The organism is Paenibacillus daejeonensis DSM 15491, assembly GCF_000378385.1.
Classification (GTDB): Bacteria; Bacillota; Bacilli; order Paenibacillales; family Paenibacillaceae; genus Paenibacillus_D; species Paenibacillus_D daejeonensis.
This window is the reverse complement of record NZ_KB899665.1, coordinates 296,420-315,965: the sequence shown is the minus strand read 5'-3', so window position 1 is coordinate 315,965 and position 19,546 is coordinate 296,420. Positions and strand designations below refer to the sequence as shown.

Annotated in this window: 23 protein-coding genes; 6 read left to right on the top strand and 17 right to left on the bottom strand. The window is 54.5% G+C overall.

Translation table 11 applies throughout. The features are described from left to right. Positions 1-352: 352 nt before the first annotated feature. The 3 genes from F556_RS0120080 (at position 353) to F556_RS0120070 (ending at position 2,268) form a co-directional block, all read left to right on the top strand. A complete protein-coding gene (locus F556_RS0120080) occupies positions 353-565 on the top strand; it encodes a hypothetical protein (RefSeq protein ID WP_020618791.1) in 213 nt (70 codons plus the stop codon). A gap of 279 nt (positions 566-844) precedes the next feature. Next, the gene (locus F556_RS0120075; RefSeq protein ID WP_020618790.1) at positions 845-1,198 is read left to right on the top strand and encodes a hypothetical protein; all 354 of its coding nucleotides are present in this window, start codon (positions 845-847) and stop codon (positions 1,196-1,198) included. Then, positions 1,198-2,268 (top strand): phosphodiester glycosidase family protein, encoded by a 1,071-nt coding sequence (locus tag F556_RS0120070; RefSeq protein ID WP_020618789.1) that lies wholly within the window; start codon positions 1,198-1,200, stop codon positions 2,266-2,268. Before F556_RS0120075 ends, F556_RS0120070 begins: the two co-directional genes overlap by 1 nt. A gap of 82 nt (positions 2,269-2,350) precedes the next feature. Here F556_RS0120070 and tsaD read toward each other — a convergent pair whose 3' ends face one another. The 11 genes from tsaD to F556_RS0120015 form a co-directional block, all read right to left on the bottom strand. Continuing rightward, positions 2,351-3,421, bottom strand: coding sequence for a tRNA (adenosine(37)-N6)-threonylcarbamoyltransferase complex transferase subunit TsaD (gene tsaD / locus F556_RS0120065; RefSeq protein ID WP_020618788.1), 1,071 nt, complete (start codon positions 3,419-3,421; stop codon positions 2,351-2,353). Further along, a complete protein-coding gene (gene rimI / locus F556_RS0120060) occupies positions 3,418-3,930 on the bottom strand; it encodes a ribosomal protein S18-alanine N-acetyltransferase (RefSeq protein WP_020618787.1) in 513 nt (170 codons plus the stop codon). Before rimI ends, tsaD begins: the two co-directional genes overlap by 4 nt. Further along, positions 3,930-4,769, bottom strand: coding sequence for a tRNA (adenosine(37)-N6)-threonylcarbamoyltransferase complex dimerization subunit type 1 TsaB (gene tsaB / locus F556_RS0120055; protein ID WP_020618786.1), 840 nt, complete (start codon positions 4,767-4,769; stop codon positions 3,930-3,932). Before tsaB ends, rimI begins: the two co-directional genes overlap by 1 nt. Beyond that, complete coding sequence (tsaE, locus tag F556_RS0120050) at positions 4,766-5,251, bottom strand: tRNA (adenosine(37)-N6)-threonylcarbamoyltransferase complex ATPase subunit type 1 TsaE (protein ID WP_020618785.1); 486 nt, start codon at positions 5,249-5,251, stop codon at positions 4,766-4,768. The genes tsaB and tsaE overlap by 4 nt, the downstream gene beginning before the upstream one ends. Beyond that, entirely contained in the window at positions 5,241-6,356 is a 1,116-nt protein-coding gene (gene thiL / locus F556_RS0120045) for a thiamine-phosphate kinase (RefSeq protein ID WP_020618784.1), read from the bottom strand. Before thiL ends, tsaE begins: the two co-directional genes overlap by 11 nt. A 42-nt stretch (positions 6,357-6,398) precedes the next feature. Continuing rightward, a complete protein-coding gene (locus tag F556_RS0120040; RefSeq protein WP_026297398.1) occupies positions 6,399-7,259 on the bottom strand; it encodes a YitT family protein in 861 nt (286 codons plus the stop codon). Between the two features lie 205 nt (positions 7,260-7,464). Continuing rightward, the gene (locus tag F556_RS0120035) at positions 7,465-8,031 is read right to left on the bottom strand and encodes an FAD-dependent oxidoreductase (RefSeq protein WP_020618782.1); all 567 of its coding nucleotides are present in this window, start codon (positions 8,029-8,031) and stop codon (positions 7,465-7,467) included. 57 nt (positions 8,032-8,088) lie between these two features. Further along, positions 8,089-10,446, bottom strand: a complete 2,358-nt coding sequence (locus tag F556_RS0120030; protein WP_169447613.1) for a YcdB/YcdC domain-containing protein — start codon at positions 10,444-10,446, stop codon at positions 8,089-8,091. A 285-nt stretch (positions 10,447-10,731) separates the two neighbouring features. Further along, entirely contained in the window at positions 10,732-11,532 is an 801-nt protein-coding gene (locus F556_RS0120025; protein WP_026297397.1) for a polysaccharide deacetylase family protein, read from the bottom strand. Then, entirely contained in the window at positions 11,529-11,711 is a 183-nt protein-coding gene (locus F556_RS0120020; RefSeq protein ID WP_020618779.1) for an H-type small acid-soluble spore protein, read from the bottom strand. The genes F556_RS0120025 and F556_RS0120020 overlap by 4 nt, the downstream gene beginning before the upstream one ends. A 23-nt stretch (positions 11,712-11,734) precedes the next feature. Next, entirely contained in the window at positions 11,735-11,941 is a 207-nt protein-coding gene (locus F556_RS0120015; protein WP_020618778.1) for a hypothetical protein, read from the bottom strand. Between the two features lie 138 nt (positions 11,942-12,079). Here F556_RS0120015 and ku point away from each other — a divergent pair, with 138 nt between their 5' ends. Next, the gene (gene ku, locus F556_RS0120010; protein WP_020618777.1) at positions 12,080-12,919 is read left to right on the top strand and encodes a non-homologous end joining protein Ku; all 840 of its coding nucleotides are present in this window, start codon (positions 12,080-12,082) and stop codon (positions 12,917-12,919) included. Positions 12,920-12,958: 39 nt separating this feature from the next. Then, positions 12,959-13,852, top strand: coding sequence for a non-homologous end-joining DNA ligase (gene ligD / locus F556_RS0120005; RefSeq protein WP_020618776.1), 894 nt, complete (start codon positions 12,959-12,961; stop codon positions 13,850-13,852). On the opposite strand, the gene cls is transcribed toward ligD, so the two are convergent. Continuing rightward, positions 13,853-15,280 (bottom strand): cardiolipin synthase, encoded by a 1,428-nt coding sequence (cls, locus tag F556_RS0120000; RefSeq protein ID WP_020618775.1) that lies wholly within the window; start codon positions 15,278-15,280, stop codon positions 13,853-13,855. It lies immediately after the preceding gene. Between the two features lie 215 nt (positions 15,281-15,495). Between cls and F556_RS0119990 the strand changes: the two genes are divergently transcribed. Further along, on the top strand, positions 15,496-15,933 hold the full coding sequence (locus F556_RS0119990) for a bactofilin family protein (protein ID WP_020618773.1): 438 nt from the start codon (positions 15,496-15,498) through the stop codon (positions 15,931-15,933). Positions 15,934-16,005: 72 nt separating this feature from the next. Here the strand turns inward: F556_RS0119990 and F556_RS0119985 are convergent, their stop codons facing one another. The 5 genes from F556_RS0119985 to F556_RS0119965 all read right to left on the bottom strand — a co-directional run bounded on the left by F556_RS0119985 (position 16,006) and on the right by F556_RS0119965 (position 19,492). Beyond that, positions 16,006-16,752, bottom strand: a complete 747-nt coding sequence (locus tag F556_RS0119985) for an ABC transporter permease (RefSeq protein WP_425414012.1) — start codon at positions 16,750-16,752, stop codon at positions 16,006-16,008. Between the two features lie 28 nt (positions 16,753-16,780). Then, positions 16,781-17,737: an ABC transporter ATP-binding protein gene (locus F556_RS0119980; RefSeq protein WP_020618771.1), complete on the bottom strand. Its 957-nt coding sequence runs from the start codon at positions 17,735-17,737 to the stop codon at positions 16,781-16,783. Positions 17,738-17,890: 153 nt separating this feature from the next. After that, entirely contained in the window at positions 17,891-18,148 is a 258-nt protein-coding gene (locus F556_RS34635; protein WP_020618770.1) for a hypothetical protein, read from the bottom strand. A gap of 297 nt (positions 18,149-18,445) precedes the next feature. Continuing rightward, positions 18,446-18,961, bottom strand: a complete 516-nt coding sequence (locus F556_RS0119970) for a DUF1854 domain-containing protein (protein WP_020618769.1) — start codon at positions 18,959-18,961, stop codon at positions 18,446-18,448. Positions 18,962-18,988: 27 nt separating this feature from the next. Further along, on the bottom strand, positions 18,989-19,492 hold the full coding sequence (locus F556_RS0119965) for a hypothetical protein (protein ID WP_020618768.1): 504 nt from the start codon (positions 19,490-19,492) through the stop codon (positions 18,989-18,991). Positions 19,493-19,546 lie beyond the last annotated feature (54 nt).

Genomic DNA, 19,546 nt, shown 5'->3' with positions numbered 1-19,546 from the left:
TATGCAATTCTATGCCGGCTGAAGACCATTCGTGCCACTGCCGAGCGTTATGTTAGTAACGTCATACATGCATCCTTCTGTCAGCGGGCGGTTCAGGCCGTGCACTGCCTGCCGCGAGTATGATCTATAGGTGAACCTGTTTAGGTGCCTATATAATCAAGGTGAAACGGCTACCCTGTCCTTTGACGGGGACGCAAGTTTCATTCCGGAGAATTCTAAGCTGATCTATAGGTGAAACATATAAATTCTTAGAATTCAAAAAAGGCCTGCCGTCTCTTATTCAAGAGACGACAGACCATTGTCCGCGCGGTACCACCCTTGTTGACGCTGCTCCCAGAGGAGGGCGCCCACCTTGTTGCACATCTGCTCCGGTCCGGACCGTAAGAAGATACGCTGCCAAATCACGGTGGCTGCCGTGACGAAGTACCTGTACCTGTTCCTACAATCTCGAATCGGTACGTCCAACGTCCCGCTCCCAGGCGAGCTTCAGATCGTATGGGGTCTGCGTCGCACCGTCCCGCAGCTCTCTGTTCCAGTCCCCGATTGCTCGGCTTCCGGCCCCTAAACCATCCTACTGTTCCTGTTCATCGCGTTATAATTATGGATGACATTCATGTATTGTTACCCAGTATAGCGAGTTGCCATACATCTGTCAACAACCGATTGACACAACCTATTGATAACCATTCACTCAATCATGACATATTTCTCATTTGGCAATCCGCAACTTTTTGGGCCGTCATGCGTCTTACTTGTTGAGGTGAGAGACCAAGCTATGAATGAAGATCTTCAGACATCTAGGGGCCTACCAGAGAGATCAGCCCGTAGATCAACGACCAAGTCCATGGTGGCATTTTTGCTGGTATGGGTCGTGCTTATCGGAACAGGCGTATACGGCGCCATCTGGTATTCGGACAAGCAGCAAGCTGAACTGGCAGCCGCGATCGAACAGCAGACCGCAAGGCAGATCGCAGCCGTACAGGAGAATTACCAGACCCAGATTACCCAGCTGCAGGATGGATTCGCAACAGAGATTACGCAGTTGGAAGGCAAGGTTAACGCCCTTAACGAGTTGCTGACTTTCGCCAAGGATAACACAACGGAGAAGACGGATAACAGCAATCAACTATATACCCAGATTAACGAAGTAAATCAGAAACTGAATGAGCTCAAAAAGAGCCTGGATGTGTTGAAATAATGAATGTACGACAAATCAACCGTCTGGCTCTGCTGTCCTGCGCACCATTTCTGGGCGTCCTGGCATGGCTGCTCTTCTCCACTCCGGCTGTCGAACTGAACGATCCCGCGCCGGAGTTGACCGCGACCGTTCTGCCTGCCGAGGCCGAATCCTTGACGGGCAATGTCATCGGGGGATTGGACAAGGCCAAGGAGATGGCCACAGTCACCGCGCAAGCCATTAAGCGGGATACCCAGCTCTATGAACAGACCAACAAGGAGGTCCGTTCATTGCTGCAGCTGGCCAGCTCCCAATCCGACCGGGCCTGGCATATCTATGACCGGCGAGTAGTCCGCAAGCTTGGCTATGCCTCGGAGGAAGTACAGAGCGAGAAACTGACGGCTCAGCTCTTCCATATCCGCGCCCAGCATTTCCGGGGCTATGCGCTCAAGGTCAAGCTCAAGTCGGACGAGGCCATCGACATGGTGCTGGGCCATGATACCTTCGGCAAAAGCGAGACGACCATGTCGGCTGTCAAACGTTATAATGCCTTGGCTGGCATCAACGCCGGTGGCTTCGCCGACAGCCAGAGCGGCCGTTATCCGCTCAGTACGACTGTGAAAAATAGCGAGTACGTCAACGGCTTCGAGCCGTCATTCGCTGATTTGTTCTTCGTCGGACTGAGCGAGGATCTCAAACTGATCGGGGGCAAGTATGCCTCCCGGGAAGAATTGGACCGCGAGAACCCCAAATTCGGGGCCTCGTTCGTACCGATCCTGCTGAAGGATGGCGTAGTGCAGCCCATTCCCCAGAAGTGGAAGTCCAACCCACACCGGGCGCCTCGTACCGTCATTGCCAACTATAAGGATGACCAGCTGCTGTTCCTGGTTACCGACGGCTCCGACGAATACGGCAACTCGGGTGCAACGCTCGCAGAGCTGCAGATTCTGCTCTCCCGTTTTGGCGTAAAGGATGCGTACAATCTGGACGGCGGCGGCTCGTCGTCGCTCATATTCAATGGCCGTGTGGTCAACAAGCCTTCCGACGGTAATCTACGCCGGCTAGCCACCAACTTTTTGCTGTTCAAATAAAGCAAGGACCTGACGATAACGTCAGGTCCATTTTTTTGTGGCGGCTTGCGCTGGCGGGCGGTATTACGTTCTGAGTCCCACTCTAACGGTCGCTGCCGTGTCTGCTGACCGACCAGTCTTCGAGGGGCAGGCCGGGGTCGCCCTTCATGTCGAGCTCGGTGAACTGGCGGCGCGTCCACTTCAAGTGGGCGGCGGCGGCAATCATCGCCGCGTTGTCCGAGCAGAGCGACAGCGGCGGCAGCAGCAGCGGGATGCCCTCGGCCTCGCAACGTGCGCCCAGCACCTCACGCAGGCCACTGTTGGCCGCGACGCCGCCGCACAGCAGCAGCTGGCGCACGTCGAATGCCTTGGCTGCCCGAATCGCCTTCTCGGTCAGCACCTCGATGACCGACTCCTGGAAGCCACGCGCCAATGCTCCCTCATCGAGCGTCAGCCCTTTCATCCCATGCTGATTAATGACGCCCAGCACCGCCGACTTGAGGCCGCTGAAGCTGAAGTCATACGAGTCCGCCTCCAGCCAAGACCTGGGCAGCGGAGTCGCTGTCTCTGCCTGCTGCGCCAACCGATCGATGTGGGGGCCTCCCGGATAGGGCAGCTTGAGCGAGCGCGCCACCTTGTCATACGCCTCGCCCACTGCATCATCACGGGTCCGTCCGATGATACGGAATTCGCCCTCCCGCTCCACCAGCACCAGCTCCGTATGACCGCCCGAAGCGACCAGCGCCAGCAGCGGGTATTGAAGGTCATGCACCAGCTGGTTGGCATAGATATGTCCGGCGATATGGTGGGTACCGATGAGCGGCACATCCAGCGCCATGGCCAAGCTCTTGGCCGCGATGATGCCAACCAGAAGCGCGCCGACCAGTCCCGGCCCTTGCGTGACAGCGATGGCCGAGAGATCCCGCAGCTCAATACCAGCCTCCTGCACGGCTTGTTCGGTAATCCGGGTGATCGTCTCGACATGCTTGCGCGAAGCAATCTCCGGCACGACGCCGCCGAACTGCTGATGGGTGGCGATTTGACTGGAGACGACGTTGGAGAGAACCTCCCGGCCGCCGCGAACGACGGCAGCAGAGGTCTCGTCACAGCTCGTTTCAATCGCCAGAATCAGCTCCGGCGTCACGCCATCCTTGGCTAGTTGGTCTGTTGTCATGCCCGCTCACCCGCTCTCCTGTTATCCAGTTCCGCCCACATGATAAGGGCATCTTCGTTGTTGTCCGAGTAATAGCCCGGTCGTACCCCAGACGGCGTAAAGCCCAGCTTGCGGTACAGCCGTTGCGCTTGCTCATTGCTTACCCGAACCTCCAGCGTCATGCGGTTCATCCCGAAGAACACCGCCGTCCGCTGCAGCTCCAGGAGCAGCCGCTCGCCGAAGCCTCGGCCGCGATAGTCATGGCGCACCGCGATGTTCGTGATATGGGCCTCGTCCATAATTGTCCACATCCCGCCGTAACCGATCACGTCCTCGTCCAGCATCATCACCATATACCGCGCAAAATGGTTGTTCGTCAACTCATTAATAAAAGCCTCTGCGGTCCAAGGACTCGTAAAAGCCTCCTGTTCAATCTGGCAGATCGACGGTACATCCTCCAGCCGCATCGCCCGAAACACGAGCGAATCAGGCAGCAGTCGGCCGCCCTCTCCCCTCTGAACGCTTGCCATTACGATCCCTCCCGCAACCTGGCTTGCAGTTTAACTTCCGCTTCGGCCAGCTGAGTATAATTAGGGATTAGATCATGCGCCTCGTCACGTTCACCTGCGAACAGACGAACCGATCCCAGCAGGGCGGCCCAACGTCCTTCGGACACATGCGGGCTGACAGCTACCCGGATAGACGGATGTCGACGATTCAACTCTGCCTCGAACGCCTCAATCTCTGCTATATGCAGGGCCGGATCGCCAGTGAATCGCACACAAGCCGGTTGAGCATCAGCATCGATCGCATCCAAACGCCCCAGCAGTTCTCCACACCAGTCGCGCATTAAACGAATCCGATCCTCTGCAAGCCGCATCCACTGATCAGGATCAGCAGAAAAGGCCGCCGTATACACTTGGCCCCGTCTCGCATCCATCAGCGGCACGCCCCATTCCATAACACTATCCCCCGCAGACTGGGAATCCCCTACAGGACCGCCGCCTAGCGCCAGCTGCTCCAGGCTCGACACGCCCACCAGCGGCTTGTCCCACACCCATGCAAGCGTCTTGGCTGCAGTTACCGCAATGCGGACGCCAGTGTACGAGCCAGGCCCCACGCCCACAGCCAGTCCCGTCAGCGACTGGGGAGTGACGCCTGCTTCCTGCAGCAATTGCTGCAGCTGAGGAATAATATGAACCGAATGATTGCGCTCTGCCAAGGATTGCACTTCGCCCAGTACCCGATCTCCTTGCAGCAGTGCGGCTGCAATCGCCGCCGTCGCCGTATCAAATGCCAGCACGAGTGGCTCGTCCGATTCCGGTTGGTAGGGATGGAGACCTTTTTGTAAACCAGTATGCACCTTCACGCGTTCTCCGCCCCCATCTCTTCAAGTTGTGCGCACCAATCGGCATACCGAGCTCCCCGCCCGGTCAGCTCGATACGACGTCCACCGTCCGCCGCGTGCAAAATGCGCATCTCCAGCCGCTCCGGCGGAAGCAGTGGTTCAATCAGACTCGCCCATTCCACGATCGTTACTCCGTCACCATAGAAGTAATCGTCCAGCCCCAGCTCGTCCGCCTCCGCCATCGACAACCGGTATACATCCATATGATAAAAAGGCAATCGCTCGCCCTGATATTCTTTAATAATCGTAAACGTTGGCGAATTCACGACCGTCTGTACACCAAGCGCTTCCGCAAAAGCTTGCGAGAACCGGGTCTTGCCGGCTCCCAGCTCCCCATCCAGCGCCAGCAGCGTCTCCGCAGACGCCCAGCCGGCCAGCGATCGTGCCAGGCGTACTGTATCGTTCTCATTTCGGGCCTGCCATATCGTATGCTTAACTATCATGCCTATCAGTTCTTTCCTCTTGGATTGATGTCGCAAAATGATTGTATCCGCGCCGCGCCACCGGGGAACGGCGGACGGTTCCCGAAGCTGACGTTGTCTCCATCGAGACCGAAGCCCCGCCTTCTCCTGAAGCTACACGGCCGATAACATAGAAGGGGATGCCGAGTCCGTTCAGTTCTGTCCGAGCTGCCTCTGCATCCGATGAGGCAATCGTACCGACCAGCACATAATCCTCGCCGCCGCATAGCATCCAGGTCAGCGGATCCTCTCCAACACGGGAAGCATAGGCCGACAGTGAGCCGGCGCGCGGCAACCGCTCTTCCTCCAGTACAAGAGCGACACCAGAAGCTTCAGCCAATTCCCAAGTCTCGCTGGCCAAGCCGTCGCTTACATCGTTAAGCGAGGTACAGGTGCCGCGATGTGCCAGCCATCGCCCCGCCTGTATCGAAGGCTGGGGGCGACGATGTGCTCGCACCAGCGCTGTCGTCCCGGCTGCTTCCGCTGCTGCCAGTGGATCATCCGAATCCGGTCGCCCCGCCTCGGCCAACAAATAATGGAGCCCGGCAGCTGACATGCCAAGCGGTCCCGTGACAAACACGGCGTCTCCCGGCTGTGCACCCGCACGGGTAATGGCATGGCTCCGCTCTACCGCGCCGGTCAGCGTTACGCTCACCACCAGATGCTGAGGTGCGGAGGTCGTATCGCCCCCCACCACGGCTACCCCATATTCCGCCGCGCAAGCATATAGCCCGTCATAGAGCCGCTGCATACGCTCCGGTCCCCATGAGGCAGGAGCACTGACCGAGATGAGTGCGTGCCGCGGAATGCCGCCCATTGCCGCGATATCACTCACATTGGAGGCCAGCGCCTTATAGCCGATATCCGCTTCGGTCATCGTCGATTCCAGGAAATGCACCGTCTCCACCATGGTATCGACCGCAAGCAACTGCTGCCATTCGGCAGGCTCACCCCCGCCTGGTGGCAGGGGGTCAACGACCGCCGTATCGTCGCCAATGCCGATGATTACACCTTGGCCAGCCAACCATTCTGGCGATTGCCGGTTGCCCGTCCAGTGCCGGATCCGGCCAAATTCATCTAGTGGCATCCCGTTGCTCCTCTCTCCTGCGGCCGGCGGTAAACCGGCGGGTTAATGGATGTCTTTCTTTTTGAAGCGGCCGCCTCTTACATCATGAATCGTCCCAATGGCCAGGAAGGCGGACGTATCCAGCTCCTGGACAATCGATTTCAGCTTGGCCTCCTCCAGCCGGTTAATGATGCAGAAGATCACTTGCTTGCTGTCTCCTGTAAACGCACCCTCACCCTGCAGAAACGTTACGCCACGGCCGAGCCTGTCCATAATCGCAGAGCCAATCTCCCGCGCCTCATCGCTAATAATCCAGACGGACTTGGATTCATCGAAGCCTGCGATAATGATATCGATCGTCTTGAAAGCAATGAAATACGCAATCAGCGAATACATCGCCCGATCCCAGCCAAACACGAAGCCGGCGGTCGTCATAATGAACAAGTTGAAGAACATGACGATTTCGCCTACGGAGAAGGGCGACTTTTTATTGATCAAAATCGCCACAATCTCCGTGCCGTCCAGCGACCCGCCGAAGCGGATGACCAAGCCCACCCCTATGCCCAGAATGACTCCGCCAAACACCGCTGCCAGAAACGTATCAATCGTGAGCGGATTCACATGGTGAAGCACCAGTGTCCCTACCGACATCAGCGTAACCCCGAAGAGGGTGGAGAGGGCAAAGGTCTTGCCGATTTGCTTATATCCCAGAAACAAGAAGGGAACATTCAACGCGAACAGAAAAATCCCCAGCGGCAGGGACAATAGATGGGCCAGCATAATGGAAATGCCGACGATGCCGCCGTCTATAATCTGGTTCGGGACCAGAAAGATTTCCAGAGCCACAGAAACCAGCGCAGCGCCCAAGACGATGAAAAACACCCGCCTAGCCACATCAGTTTTGGTTAAACGGTGATGCTGCATTGCAACCACAGGGTGTGCTCCCTTCTGACTTTATCTACAGTCAATGTTCTTATTTTAACTGAAACGTCCGCAGATTCAAAGCGGGAGCACGATGTAGGAATACAAGAAAGGCACAGCCGCGTCAAAAGCCCCTGCGGGAGATGCGGTCTGGCACTGCATGATTCGCAGAGCCCGGCCGCCCCGAGGGGCTTTTCTTACCATTACCTTAGGATTTCAAAACATCATGATCAACGTAACGTGCGCCATTCAGCTCACTGATGACATTGATCGCTACTTTGGCACCATCGCCAGCGGTAATGATTGTATGCACGCTCATGCCTGCGGCCGTACCGGCAGCCCATACGCGCTCCATCGATGTGCGTCCTAGCGGATCGCAGTCGATAACGGTCTTAATCCGGGGCTCGGTACCGGGACGGGTCATAATGCCGCTAGTCTCCAGCAGATCCTGCGCAATGCCGGTGGCAATAATGACATGCTGGGCCTCATAGTTCTCGCCGGTATCCGTGTGAATCAGAACACCGCCGTCAATCGGCTCCAGACGCGTAGCTTGCTCTTCCATAATCTCGGCGCCGAACTTGGCTGCCTGTTGCTTACCGGTCTCGACCAGATTAGGCCCGGTGGTCTCCATGACACCATAATGGTTCTCCACCCAAGCGCGCTTGGTCATACTCTGGTTGTTATCCAGCACCAAGGTGGATTTGCCGGCCTTGGCGGTAAATAACGCTGCACTTGCGCCGGCAGGCCCGGCTCCGATGATCGCGATTTCGTACATGCTCCAGTCGCTCCTCTCATTCCAGGACATATGTAATACGTCCCTATTGTATCACAATCAGCGGAATAAGGTGGAATCGGTCTTGCCCTGGAGCGCTGCAAGGCGCATGATGATGGTCGCAGCCTGGGCTTTGGTCACGACACCGTCAGGGTTGAAGCGGCCATTGGATGGCTGCAGCAAGCCAAGACTGGCTACGATGGCTACGGCGCCTTTGTTGTCGATTGCGCTCGCATCTGCCAAGCCGCTGACGCTTACATCCTGCTGCATAAAGCCCGCTAGCTTATCGTAGCTCAGAACATGCGTCAACAGCAGCGCCAGATGATCGCGCGTCAACGCCTGCTCCGGATTCAGGTCGGCCGTCGGCTTCCGCTCCAGCCAGCCATTATTTACGAAAAGGCGGACCGCGGAGACATAGGGACTATCCGCATCAATATCTGCGAACAGCTCACCGCCATCGTCATAGTATCCATACATTTCATAGTCTCCGTACATGGCTCTAGCCATCATACGAATCCAGTCGCCTAGTGTAACCTCCGCATTCGGATGCAGGAGACCCTCAGCATCAGGCTGCAATACGCCTGCCGATACCAGAGTTTCCAATTGCTCTTGCGCCCAATGTCCCTCGATGTCTGTAGCTTCTACAATTTCCGTTTGCTCTCCAAAAGTAATCGTATGCAGCTTCCCTGTCGTTCCATCCACATAAGCCCCCAGACGCTTGCCGTCGACATACGGCACATAAGCCAATTTAATCTCTGCTTCTTCATGCCCCGGATAACCAAAGATGCCAGTGCTGATATAAGCCAGCTCCGTGGTCAGTGCATCTATGAAAGTCTCCTGGGCCTCCGCCTCGGATACCGTCAACTCCAGACCATCCAGCTTCGGTGCCAGCTCTTCATTGGAAGGCGCTGAACTACTGTACATGATGATCTTGCCTTCGCCGTCCAATGTCAGGCCAACGCTGGCATTTTGTACAGGATAATCGCCATAGTATCGCTGGAAAGAATATGTAAACTGTCCAGACTCCTCCGCAGCTTCAGAATCACCAATGGATGTCATACGAAGCTCGGTTGCAGCGTTCGGATAGAGCTGATGGATCAACCGGATCGCCTCAGCCCGCGCCTCAGCCTCCGTAATCTTCGCTGGTTCATTCTCTTGCTCATAGCCATAGTACATGCGGCTCTCATCATAGATACGGAGGATTTTGCCCGTGTCTGCTTCCACAGTGGCCGTGATGCTCTCCGGGAACGGATATCTGTTTCTGGGATCATATTCTTTGGACCATCTCAAATACCAGGTTTCTTTGCTGCTCTCATAGCTGTTTGTTTGCAAATTACTTTGCTCTTGAACAAAGCCCTCTGGAATGGTGTACACCTGGGTGACTCTTGCTCTGGCCTGCTCCGCAGTCAGCTTCGCTCCCTGATGAGGCTGGAATACACGATCTGCTGCAGGCAGCGACTCAGTTTGACCGACAGAGAGATAGGGAGAAACAATGGACTCACCCGTTACGGCATCAATGACCGACAGCGGCTCAGCTGGTGTATAGACAAGGCTCCATTGTTCCGAACCTCTTCTTGGACCATAATAGTAATAATTGCTGCTCTGGTAGACTGGCTGCAGTTTGAGACCTTCTTGAATAGATTCCAGCGCCTCCTCCGCATTGACACTTGCCGTCACTTGCGGATATTCGCTCTGCAGCTTATTGTAATGGAAGCCTCTCACGGTTCCCTGGCCATCGACCTCGACGCTAATGCTTTCTATCTCGCTCAACACGCCATTGACAACGACCTGATAAGTGAGAGCATAACCGATCTGGCCGAACAATCCGCCTCTTGGGGAGATATAACTGTTTTGATGCTCGACAAGCTCAACATCCTTGAGAGATGGCGCCACCTTGACGATGAAGGCTTTGGCAATCTCCTCTGCTTGGTCCCGCTTCACCTCCGGTGGATAGCCAACAATCCAATCTTCTTGAAAAGATGGCAGGGAATACGAACGAACGTCCCCTGTCAGCGCATCAATTCGAATCCCGTAACCATAGCTGCCGTTACCCCTTGTCATCTGCCAACGCAGCTCCCAAACCAACTCCGTAGGCGGGGGGTACGTACCCGGACTGCCCAAATTCACCTCTTGCAGCTGAGCCTCCGCCAATTCCGGGAACAAGTCCCGTGCAATCTTCTCTGCTTCCTCCTTTGTCACTTTCACTTGGCTGGCATCTGGCCCCTGTGCTTGGGTTCCGGACACAGGTGTTGGTGCGGGTACCGTCGTGTCAGTTACCGTAACTGCTGTTGCGCTGCCCGAAGCTCCTGTTGCTGCCGATACTCCCGGAATGATTGGACCGTGCAACAAAGCCAGACTAAGCGTACCGGCCACCGCAACCTTCAATGCCTTTGTGCTTCTTTTTTGCTTTCTACTCACTTCATCCATCCTTTCAACGCAGATAATTGTTCTCCCCAAAAAAGAAAACGCTATATCATACGGAAAAAAGAGGAAGTTGGTTTCAATAAATTTCCTGATTAGGGAAAACGCCATCCTATTTTAACTGCTTAAGCTCCGCCATCGCTGCGTCGATTTTTCGTTGTGGGTTCAGCCTGTTCATGAGCTCAGGGGTTATAATCACAAAAAAACCGACCCTGCCGCAGGAGGCGGTACAGAATCGGTTTCGGTTTGTACAGCATCGGTTTTTACCCATCCTTTTGAAGGTTAAAAGTCACCCAACAGTCGGGGAATGGTCTCGAAGCGGTAGCCCTGCTCCTTGAGCTGGCTCACGACAATCGGGATGGCCTCGGCTGTTCCCCGCAGGTCGGCCCCAACGCCGCCACCTGAGTGCTGGAGAATGATTGCACCCGGCTTGACGCCGGCCAGGATGTTGGCGACGACCTCGTCCCGGGGCAGATTGCGCCAGTCCAGTGAGTCGACGTTCCAGTTGACGACCTTGCGCTTCTGGGAAGCAATCCACTGCAGCTGAGGCTCGTTAATATTGCCGTAGGGCGGTCGAATGTAACTGGGGATGTACCCGGTATATTGCCGGATCAGCTCATCGGTCCTGGTAATCTGGGAGCGAAAGGCCGCCTCGCTGAGTGTGGGGAGATTGGCATGATTATACGAGTGATTGCCCACCACATGCCCTTCCTGAACGATCCTGCGCATAACGTCCGGATATTTTTCCACCCGCTCACCGACCACGAAGAAGGTTGCCTGCACCCCAGCTTCCTTGAGCGCATCGAGCACCATCGGGGTAAACGTATCGTCTGGCGCATCATCGAACGTGAGGGCGACGGCCCGTACATTCTGAGGACCATGGAAAATGAACGTCTCCGGATACTTGCGGCCCAATTCCGCCAGTGTCAGTGGCGGAGCGACCGGCTGCCTGATGCCCTCAGCCTCGCTCGCGCCGCTCATGACCTGCCCACCCTCTCCGGCCTCCTCTTGCATTGCCCCGCACCCCAACAGCACGAGTACCAATAGCAAAATGGCAATCGGCTTGCCCGGCTTCATACTCATTCCCCTTCGGTCAGAGCGTCTACAGAAACCGTTTGGGTATTGGTCGGTCTTGAACCTACCTGGACAGTAGCCATCCCATTCGCTTCATCCACATGCTCAATCCAGACCGGCTCGCCATTCAGCTGTACGCCAATCTGCTCATCGGCATGATAGATCTCCAGTGCTCGCTTGGTATTCATTTTCCTACGCCTCCCTTCTTCAATTACAGATCATCCCGGTCCAAGCTGCTCTCGGACACCTGCTGGTCACCCTTCATCGTACTCGTTGTCGTCTCTTCAATCAGCCCATTGTCCCGGGTGACCTGACCGCCGCCCAGACCTTCATTGACCATCCGGTCGATATCCATCTCATAGGCTTGCCGGCCCTCGTGGTCAGCATCCAACTGGTGCTCTTTTTTATCGTTAGGCATCCTGTCACTCCTCCTCAGGTTTACAGTCTCTGTGAAAATATGCCCTCTCCGGTTGATAATCATGCATTCGGGGAAACCTGAATACTACACGTGCAGGACGAATTGCACCCCGAAACCCAGGAAGAGGAGGCTTTAACCATGCATACGGTTTGGAAAGGGGCGATCAGCTTCGGGCTCGTTCATGTCCCTGTCAAAATGTTCTCCGCCACAGAGGATAAGGATATCTCGATGCGCATGATTCACAAAGTGTGCGGCACGCCGATCGCTTATGTCAGACAATGCAAAACCTGTGAAGTGGATGTGGAATGGGCCGATATTGCCAAGGGCTATGAATATGAGAAGGGCCGCTTTGTTTTGTTTGAGAAGGAGGAGCTGGATCAGCTCGGCAGTGACGGGAGCAAGACGATCAAGATTGTGGATTTTGTCGATCTCCACGAGATTGATCCGATTTATTTTCAGAAAACCTATTACCTCTCTCCGGACCAAGCCGGCGGCAATGCCTACAACCTGCTGCTGGAAGCCATGAAGCAATCGGGCCGCATCGGAATCGCCCAGATCTCCATTCGTTCGAAAAGCTCACTGGCAGCCATTCGGGTCATGGATAATTGTCTGGCAATGGAAACGATCTTCTATCCTGACGAAGTGCGCCCGATATCCCAAGTCCCAGGTCTACCCGAAAAAGTAGACGTCAACGAAAAAGAACTGTCGATGGCTGCGATGCTTATCGATCAGCTAAGCACGCCGTTCGAGCCCGACCAATACCAGGATGACTACCGGGTGCGCTTGATGGATATGATCAATAAAAAAATTGCGGGTGAAGAGGTCCATGTGGCGCCAGAGCAGCAGCGGACCAATGTTGTCGACCTGATGGCAGCTCTGCAGGCTTCGCTGGAAGCCGTGAATACCGATACCACCGAGAAGCCAGCCAAGACCAAAGCTCCCGCCAAGAAGAAGCCCGCCCGCAAAAAGGCCGAATAGCAGTACGCCAATTCAAATCCAACCAAAGGAGGTGAGAACATGCCGGCAACTGTAAAAGGAAAGCTCACCATCGACGGCTGCGAGCTCGATATTACCAACCCGGACAAGCTGTTATGGCCTGAGGACGGCATTACCAAGCTCGTCTATCTGCAACGTCTGGGTGAGCTCGCCCCTTACCTGATCAAGCACTGCCGCGGCCGTTATCTAACCACGATTCGCTATCCGAACGGGATTGACGGCAAGTCATTCTACCAGAAGAACTGCCCGCAGCCCCAGCCGCCATTCGTGCAGCTTGCCGAGCAGTCCGGCATTCACTATGTGCATCTGGACTCCTTGCCTACTTTGTTATGGCTGGGGAATCTGGCTGCGTTGGAGTTTCACGCCTCTTTTGACCGGATTAATGAACCGCTTGTTCCAACGGAATGGGTGCTGGACCTGGACCCGTCTCAAGACGAAGAGCCCCGCATCATGGAGGCTGCCATGCGCGTGGGCGATGTATTGCATTCCTTAGGCATCCGCAGCATTCCCAAGACCTCCGGGGCCACCGGCGTTCAAATTACAGTCCCGCTCCAACGGGACCTCAGCTTCGATGAGCTGCGGCACATCGGTCTGTTCATTGGGGAATACCTCACCTCTACGTATCCTGATCTGTTTACGATCGAACGACTGAAGAAAAATCGCGGCAAGCTCATCTATGTCGATTATCTGCAGCATTATCAAGGCAAGACCCTCTCCGCTCCCTATACACCAAGAGCTCGTCCGGGAGCCCCGGTCTCGACACCATTGACCTGGGATGAAGTGCGTCGCTCCCCCCACCCCACCGAGTTCAACCTTCTTACCATTGGCAAGCGGCTCAGCCAGATGGGGGATCTGATGGAACAGACCGAGCCACAGCAGCTGCGGCCCATTCTCGAGTTCATCTCCAAGCGCTAGCTAAAGCAACGGTGATAACATGCGTGCGGCGATTTCGCTGGCACGCTGCAAGCGCGAGCGCTCGTGGAACTCCGCCAGATGAAGCTCCTTGCTATCCTCCAGATCTGCCATGAAATCTTCCGTCAACTGACGGATTGGCTCCTCGTCGAACAGCATCGCATTGATTTCAAAATTACTGAAAAAGCTCCGCATATCCAGATTAGCCGTCCCCACCGAAGCAACCAGCTCATCAATTATCGTCACCTTGGAGTGAATGAACCCTTTTTGATACCGATAGAACCGGATGCCGGCAGTCATCAGATCCTCTACGTAGGAAAGCGAAGCGAACATGACCAACCGCGAATCGGCCTTCTCGGGAATGAGTATCCGTACATCGACGCCAGCCAGCGCTGCAGTTCGCAGTCCCATCAGAATGCTCGGATCGGGAATGAAATAGGGGGTTGCGATGTAGATGCTTTTTTTGGCTACGGAGATGGCTCCCGATAGGCACTCCAGTATCGTATCGGCTGTACTATCCGGGCCGCTGGAGATAATCTGCACATGCTGGTCGCTCTCACAGCTATGCTCTGGCATATAGGCGCCATCCTCGAGCTTCTCACGCGCTGTGAACCACCAGTCCCGCAAGAAGACATCTTGCAGGAAATAGACGGCATCCCCTGTTATTTGCATATGAATATCCCGCCAGTAGCCTAGCTTGGGGTCCTTGCCCAAGTATTCATCTCCAATATTAATGCCGCCCAGGAAACCGATGGTCCCGTCCACCACTACGATTTTGCGATGATTGCGGTAATTCATCCGTTTACGGAAAAAAGCCAGACGCGGTGTCAAGAAGCAATGCGTATGCACACCTGCGTCGCAAAGCTCTCGAAGATAAGCGCCGCTGAGCTCATAGCTGCCGATCCCGTCGAAAATGAGCCGTACCTCCACGCCCTCCTTGGCTTTGCGGATCATCAGCTCCTTGAAGCGCTGGCCGATCTCGTCGTCTCGCAGCGTATAATATTCCAGATGAATATGATGCTTGGCCGACGCCATGGCATCGAGGATCGCTTCAAAGGTCGCTTCCCCATTATTAAGAATTTTGACTGTGTTGCAGCCAGTAATCGGAGACTGGGCCAGATTGTGCAGCAGGTGGAACAAGCGCTCCTGATGATCAAACCGCCCTTCCCCGAGGTCAGATATCCGGTGAACCAGCTTGCAGCGTCGCATCGCCTCCAGGCGATGCTCTCCTGCGATGACACCACGCTTGCGAACCGCACGGCGCTGCTGGAAGTCTTTGGCCATAAAGTAGTACATCACAAACCCCACCAAAGGAAACACAAATAAAATCAACAGCCAGGCCACTGCTTTGGAGGGTCGTCTGAATTCAGCAATTAGAATGGTTGCGATTTGAAAGATAAAGATAAGCAGTGCCAGTACAAGCCAGATCATGGAGGACTCCTTTCGTGGAGGCTCGCAAACACAACTCATTAACGTTCCAGTTAGTTTTTGCATCCTCAGTCAGCCTTATACTCTCCTATAACCCGGAGAATACAGACTTGCATCAACCGGCTAACAAGATTTCTGTCATGAAGGAGCAAGCTCCCGAATAAATAGCTAAGGAGGCTAGGACATCACCTTATCTTGAGGAGGAGGAGGTCTGCTGTATGTTTAAGGAGAAAAGTCGCTATTCGTCAGCGGATACGTTGATTGGTCAAGGGACGCACACGGAAGGCAAGCTGGTCTGCGAATCCGACCTTAGAATTGAAGGCGAGGTGCGGGGCGACATCTCGTGTACAGGTGAGATTATCATCGGGGAATGCGGAGTGGCCCACTCGACTCTGACTTCCAGAGACCTGACTGTAGCTGGCATCGTTCATGGCGAGGTTCAGGTCACAGGACGGTTGATCATTACGGCTACAGGTCAGATTCATGGCACGGTGAGCGCAGCTGCCCTAATTATTCAAGAAGGCGGCCAGCTCAACGGTCACTGCTTGATGGTCTTGCCCGCTCCTGCTGCCGTCCCTGCATCCCGCAAGGATGAGCCTCCTCCGAAGAATGGCAAAGAAGCCAAGGACAAAGAAAAGGCGCGCGCAGTGAGCTGAATATAAAAATGGGCTGTTCCAGGGAGAGTGGATCTCACAGGGAACAGACCATTGTGGTATATCTTCAAATCATTAGGAAGCAATATCCCGCCGGTTGAATACGGTCCATGTGATAGCAATGAATAGGACATAGTATCCCGCGAGAACGCCCAACGTAAATCCGAGAGGCTTACCTGTAATTGAAGAAGCATCGCCAAGGATATACTCACTTAATGAAAGGTTGGCAAACAGCAGATAATCGACCCACGCATAATCGAGCATTCTGATAATGCCCGTAACAATGCTTCCGCCGAGCAGGATAAACAGAGACAGTCCAATCGCCAGACCACCGCTGCGGAAGACAGTCGAAATCAGGAACGCCAGGGTAACGATAACGATCATGGTAATGAACTCCGCACCATAGTTGAGCAGCCAATATGTCAACTGGGACATGTCAGAACCCATGATAGGAGATGCGTCATAGCCGAAGAACAGCATGTTAGTCACGATAGTCCACACGAAGATGACGGCCATGAAGAACAAGCCAAACAACAGGAGCGACACGTACTTGGACAACAAAATCTTCGAACGGCTCCATGGGCGAATCATAAGCAGCTTAATCGTTCCCGTACTGAACTCTCCTGCCACTGTCTCCGCAGCAATGACTACTGTGAACACGGTCACCAGCATGATCGACATCACGGACTGAATCTGCATAAGGTCCCACATGGATGGGGAGATATTCCCGCTATATATGTAAGTCAACAGAGAAATGCTGAGTGTCAGCACCAGCAAGATGCCCAGCATAATCCACGTACGAACCCGACGGTAGATCTTCATATTCTCGTTGTTCACGAGCTGCAAAAAATCAAACAATTCTCTCGCCCCCCGTCACTTCAAGGAACTGATCTTCCAGCGTCTTGATCTGTTGGCGGATACCGTATACCTTGATCCCCGCTTGCACCAGCTGCGCATTGCACGCAGCAATGTTCTCCCGATTGCCCAGGAATACCACGTGATTACCCTCAAGCGCAGCTCCCGTACCCTCGAGCACCTCCAGCGCTGTCTGCGGCTGATCGACCTCGAAGAATACTTTGCTGAGATCCGTCTCCATCTGCTGCTGACGCATCGGCCGAACGTCGATGAGCTTGCCGCTCTGGATAATCGCAACTCTGTCGCACATCAGCTCCATCTCGGAGAGCAAATGGCTGGAGACAAATACCGTAATCCCTTCTTCAATGGCCAGTAAGCGCAAGTAATCGCGCAGCTCACGAATTCCCGCCGGATCAAGACCATTGGTAGGCTCGTCCAGAATCAGCAGCGAAGGCTTGTGCATAATAGCCTGGGCCACACCCAGACGCTGACGCATACCAAGAGAATACGTTTTGACCTTGTCATGAATACGAGCATTCAACCCGACCAGCTGTACTACCTCATCGATCCGCTGTCTGGTGATGCCAGGAATCATGCGGGCGAAGTGGAGCAGGTTTTGATAGCCTGTTAGATACTTGTACATTTCCGGATTCTCGACAATGGCGCCGACATGCCGGATCGCTTTTTCATAGTCACGGGAAATGCTGTGATTGCGGATCAGGATCTCACCCTGACTGAGCTTCATCAGTCCGACCATCATGCGGATCGTCGTAGTCTTACCTGAACCATTGGGCCCAAGGAAGCCGAATACCTCGCCAGGAGGAACATCCAACGTGAGATTATCAATAATGGTTCGCTTGCCTATTCGCTTGGTAACACCCTGCATCCGGACAACCGGTTCTTGATTGGGCAGGGCTGCATGTGCTCCCGCAGGAGCCGAGCTGGACGTCATGCCATCTCTCCTCTCATGAAACTTCCATTTATTATAGCTGATCTGCCTCAGGCATTGGTAGTAATTTAGCAAAAACTTAGCAATTCCTTTAGACAATATGGAAAAACCGCCCTGCAACAAGGTGCACGGCGGCTTGAGGTCCATTCAAGGGAGCTAGAAAGCGTAGGCCAGTTCTTTGCGTTCTTTGTAAGGATAGGCAATGGGGCGCTTATCTTCATCCTCTTGCATCGGGTCGTTATTCATGAGGGGATGAGACAGGTCAGGGGCGCTTTGATCCTGTTCACCGCAGCTGACACAGCAACCAAGCGGGTGAACGATACGGAAGAAGCCGGTACGGAACAACACTTGTGCCTCTTCTAGCTTTTCCATGCGGCCGCAGCCCACGCAGTAATATTGGTCTGATCTTAGCATCTACGATCTCTCCTCGAAATGAGATATACGAAATGTATCTTAATATCCTTTATGTTACATATTGTATCCCAGTTATCCTTAATTTATGACAAATATCGATCCGTGTCAAGCATAACCTGTAAATCTTGTAGGGTTTTGTCGTGTATACGCTTTCAATACAGGCTAGCGATAGGTCCCTGATGCAGGACCTGTCGATACGCGGAGAACATCGTGCGGGAAGAAGAAGTTGACCTGATCGGAAAGCGGCGATGAGAGAGAATTCTGAAGCGTATACAGAGGATTTGAAATGGCGGGGTTTTATCCGAAACGCTCTAACCAGTCTTCGGCCTGCAGGCGGCTGACATCATCCAACGCTGTCAGATCACGCAGCTCGCAGCGATGGTCGTTATAATTCACAAGGATCCAGCGGCGCTGGGATAGGCGGTGAAGCTGTTCGCTGGTCGCACGCATAACAATCGTCTCGGCGCCGCAGCTCGTTTGTACCTGCCACACCCAATCTCCTTGTTCATAGGCAATGGAGTCAATACGTTCAATGACCGGCAGTAGAGCCGCCCGCTCCAGCTCGCGTGTCGCCTCAGCGCGACTGGCCTCATCGAGCAGACTCAGGCAATGGATGAGCGCGATTTGTTTCCCCAATTGATTTTGCACAGCAATATATCCTTGGGGCAGCGCCCGCGGCAGTCCATAAGCGATCTGTATCCGTTCGTAGCTGACGCCATCCATCTCCAGCACCAGCATTCCCCGGTCATTCCGGTGCAGCCGCACCGGAGCATGACTGTCACAATCAGGGCGGTAGTAGACTAGGTTGCTCATTTGGACCTCCTATGACGAATAATCATTTCAAGAGGAGCCTCTATCCGGCTGGTAGTCCCACAGCATGCGCCACTGCTCATTCTCTTGCGCAAGATAGCAGACTTGGGAGAGCTCGAACCGGCCGAAGATCGGACTTTGGAATGTCGTTTGCACTTGAATCTTATACACATGCGCCAGCTTGGAGGCATTATCGTCCATTCGCCACTCGCCGACCAGCTCCGGCTCCCCCACCGCGTATTGAAAGGTCTGGACACCGAAGTGGTTCAGAATTACGTGCGCGCGTGTTTCAATATAGGCTTCCTTTGAGAACCGCTTATGCATGTCCGAGTGAAACAGCTCCCAGGCGCTTCCGAAATCACCTTGTTGCTCCGCTGCATAGAAAGCATCCACGGTTTCCTGCAATTCCATCTCCCGACTGGAGCCAAACGACGATTGCAGCCACCCGTATGCCTGCCATCCTCCCCACAGCAGCACAACTGCAAGCAGGGCGATCGGCAGGAAACGAAGCGGCCGCCGTCTTCTTCTGAACATAAACTCCCTCCCTGTCCACCATAGCTAGTACAGTTTATGTTTGGGAGGGTGGGA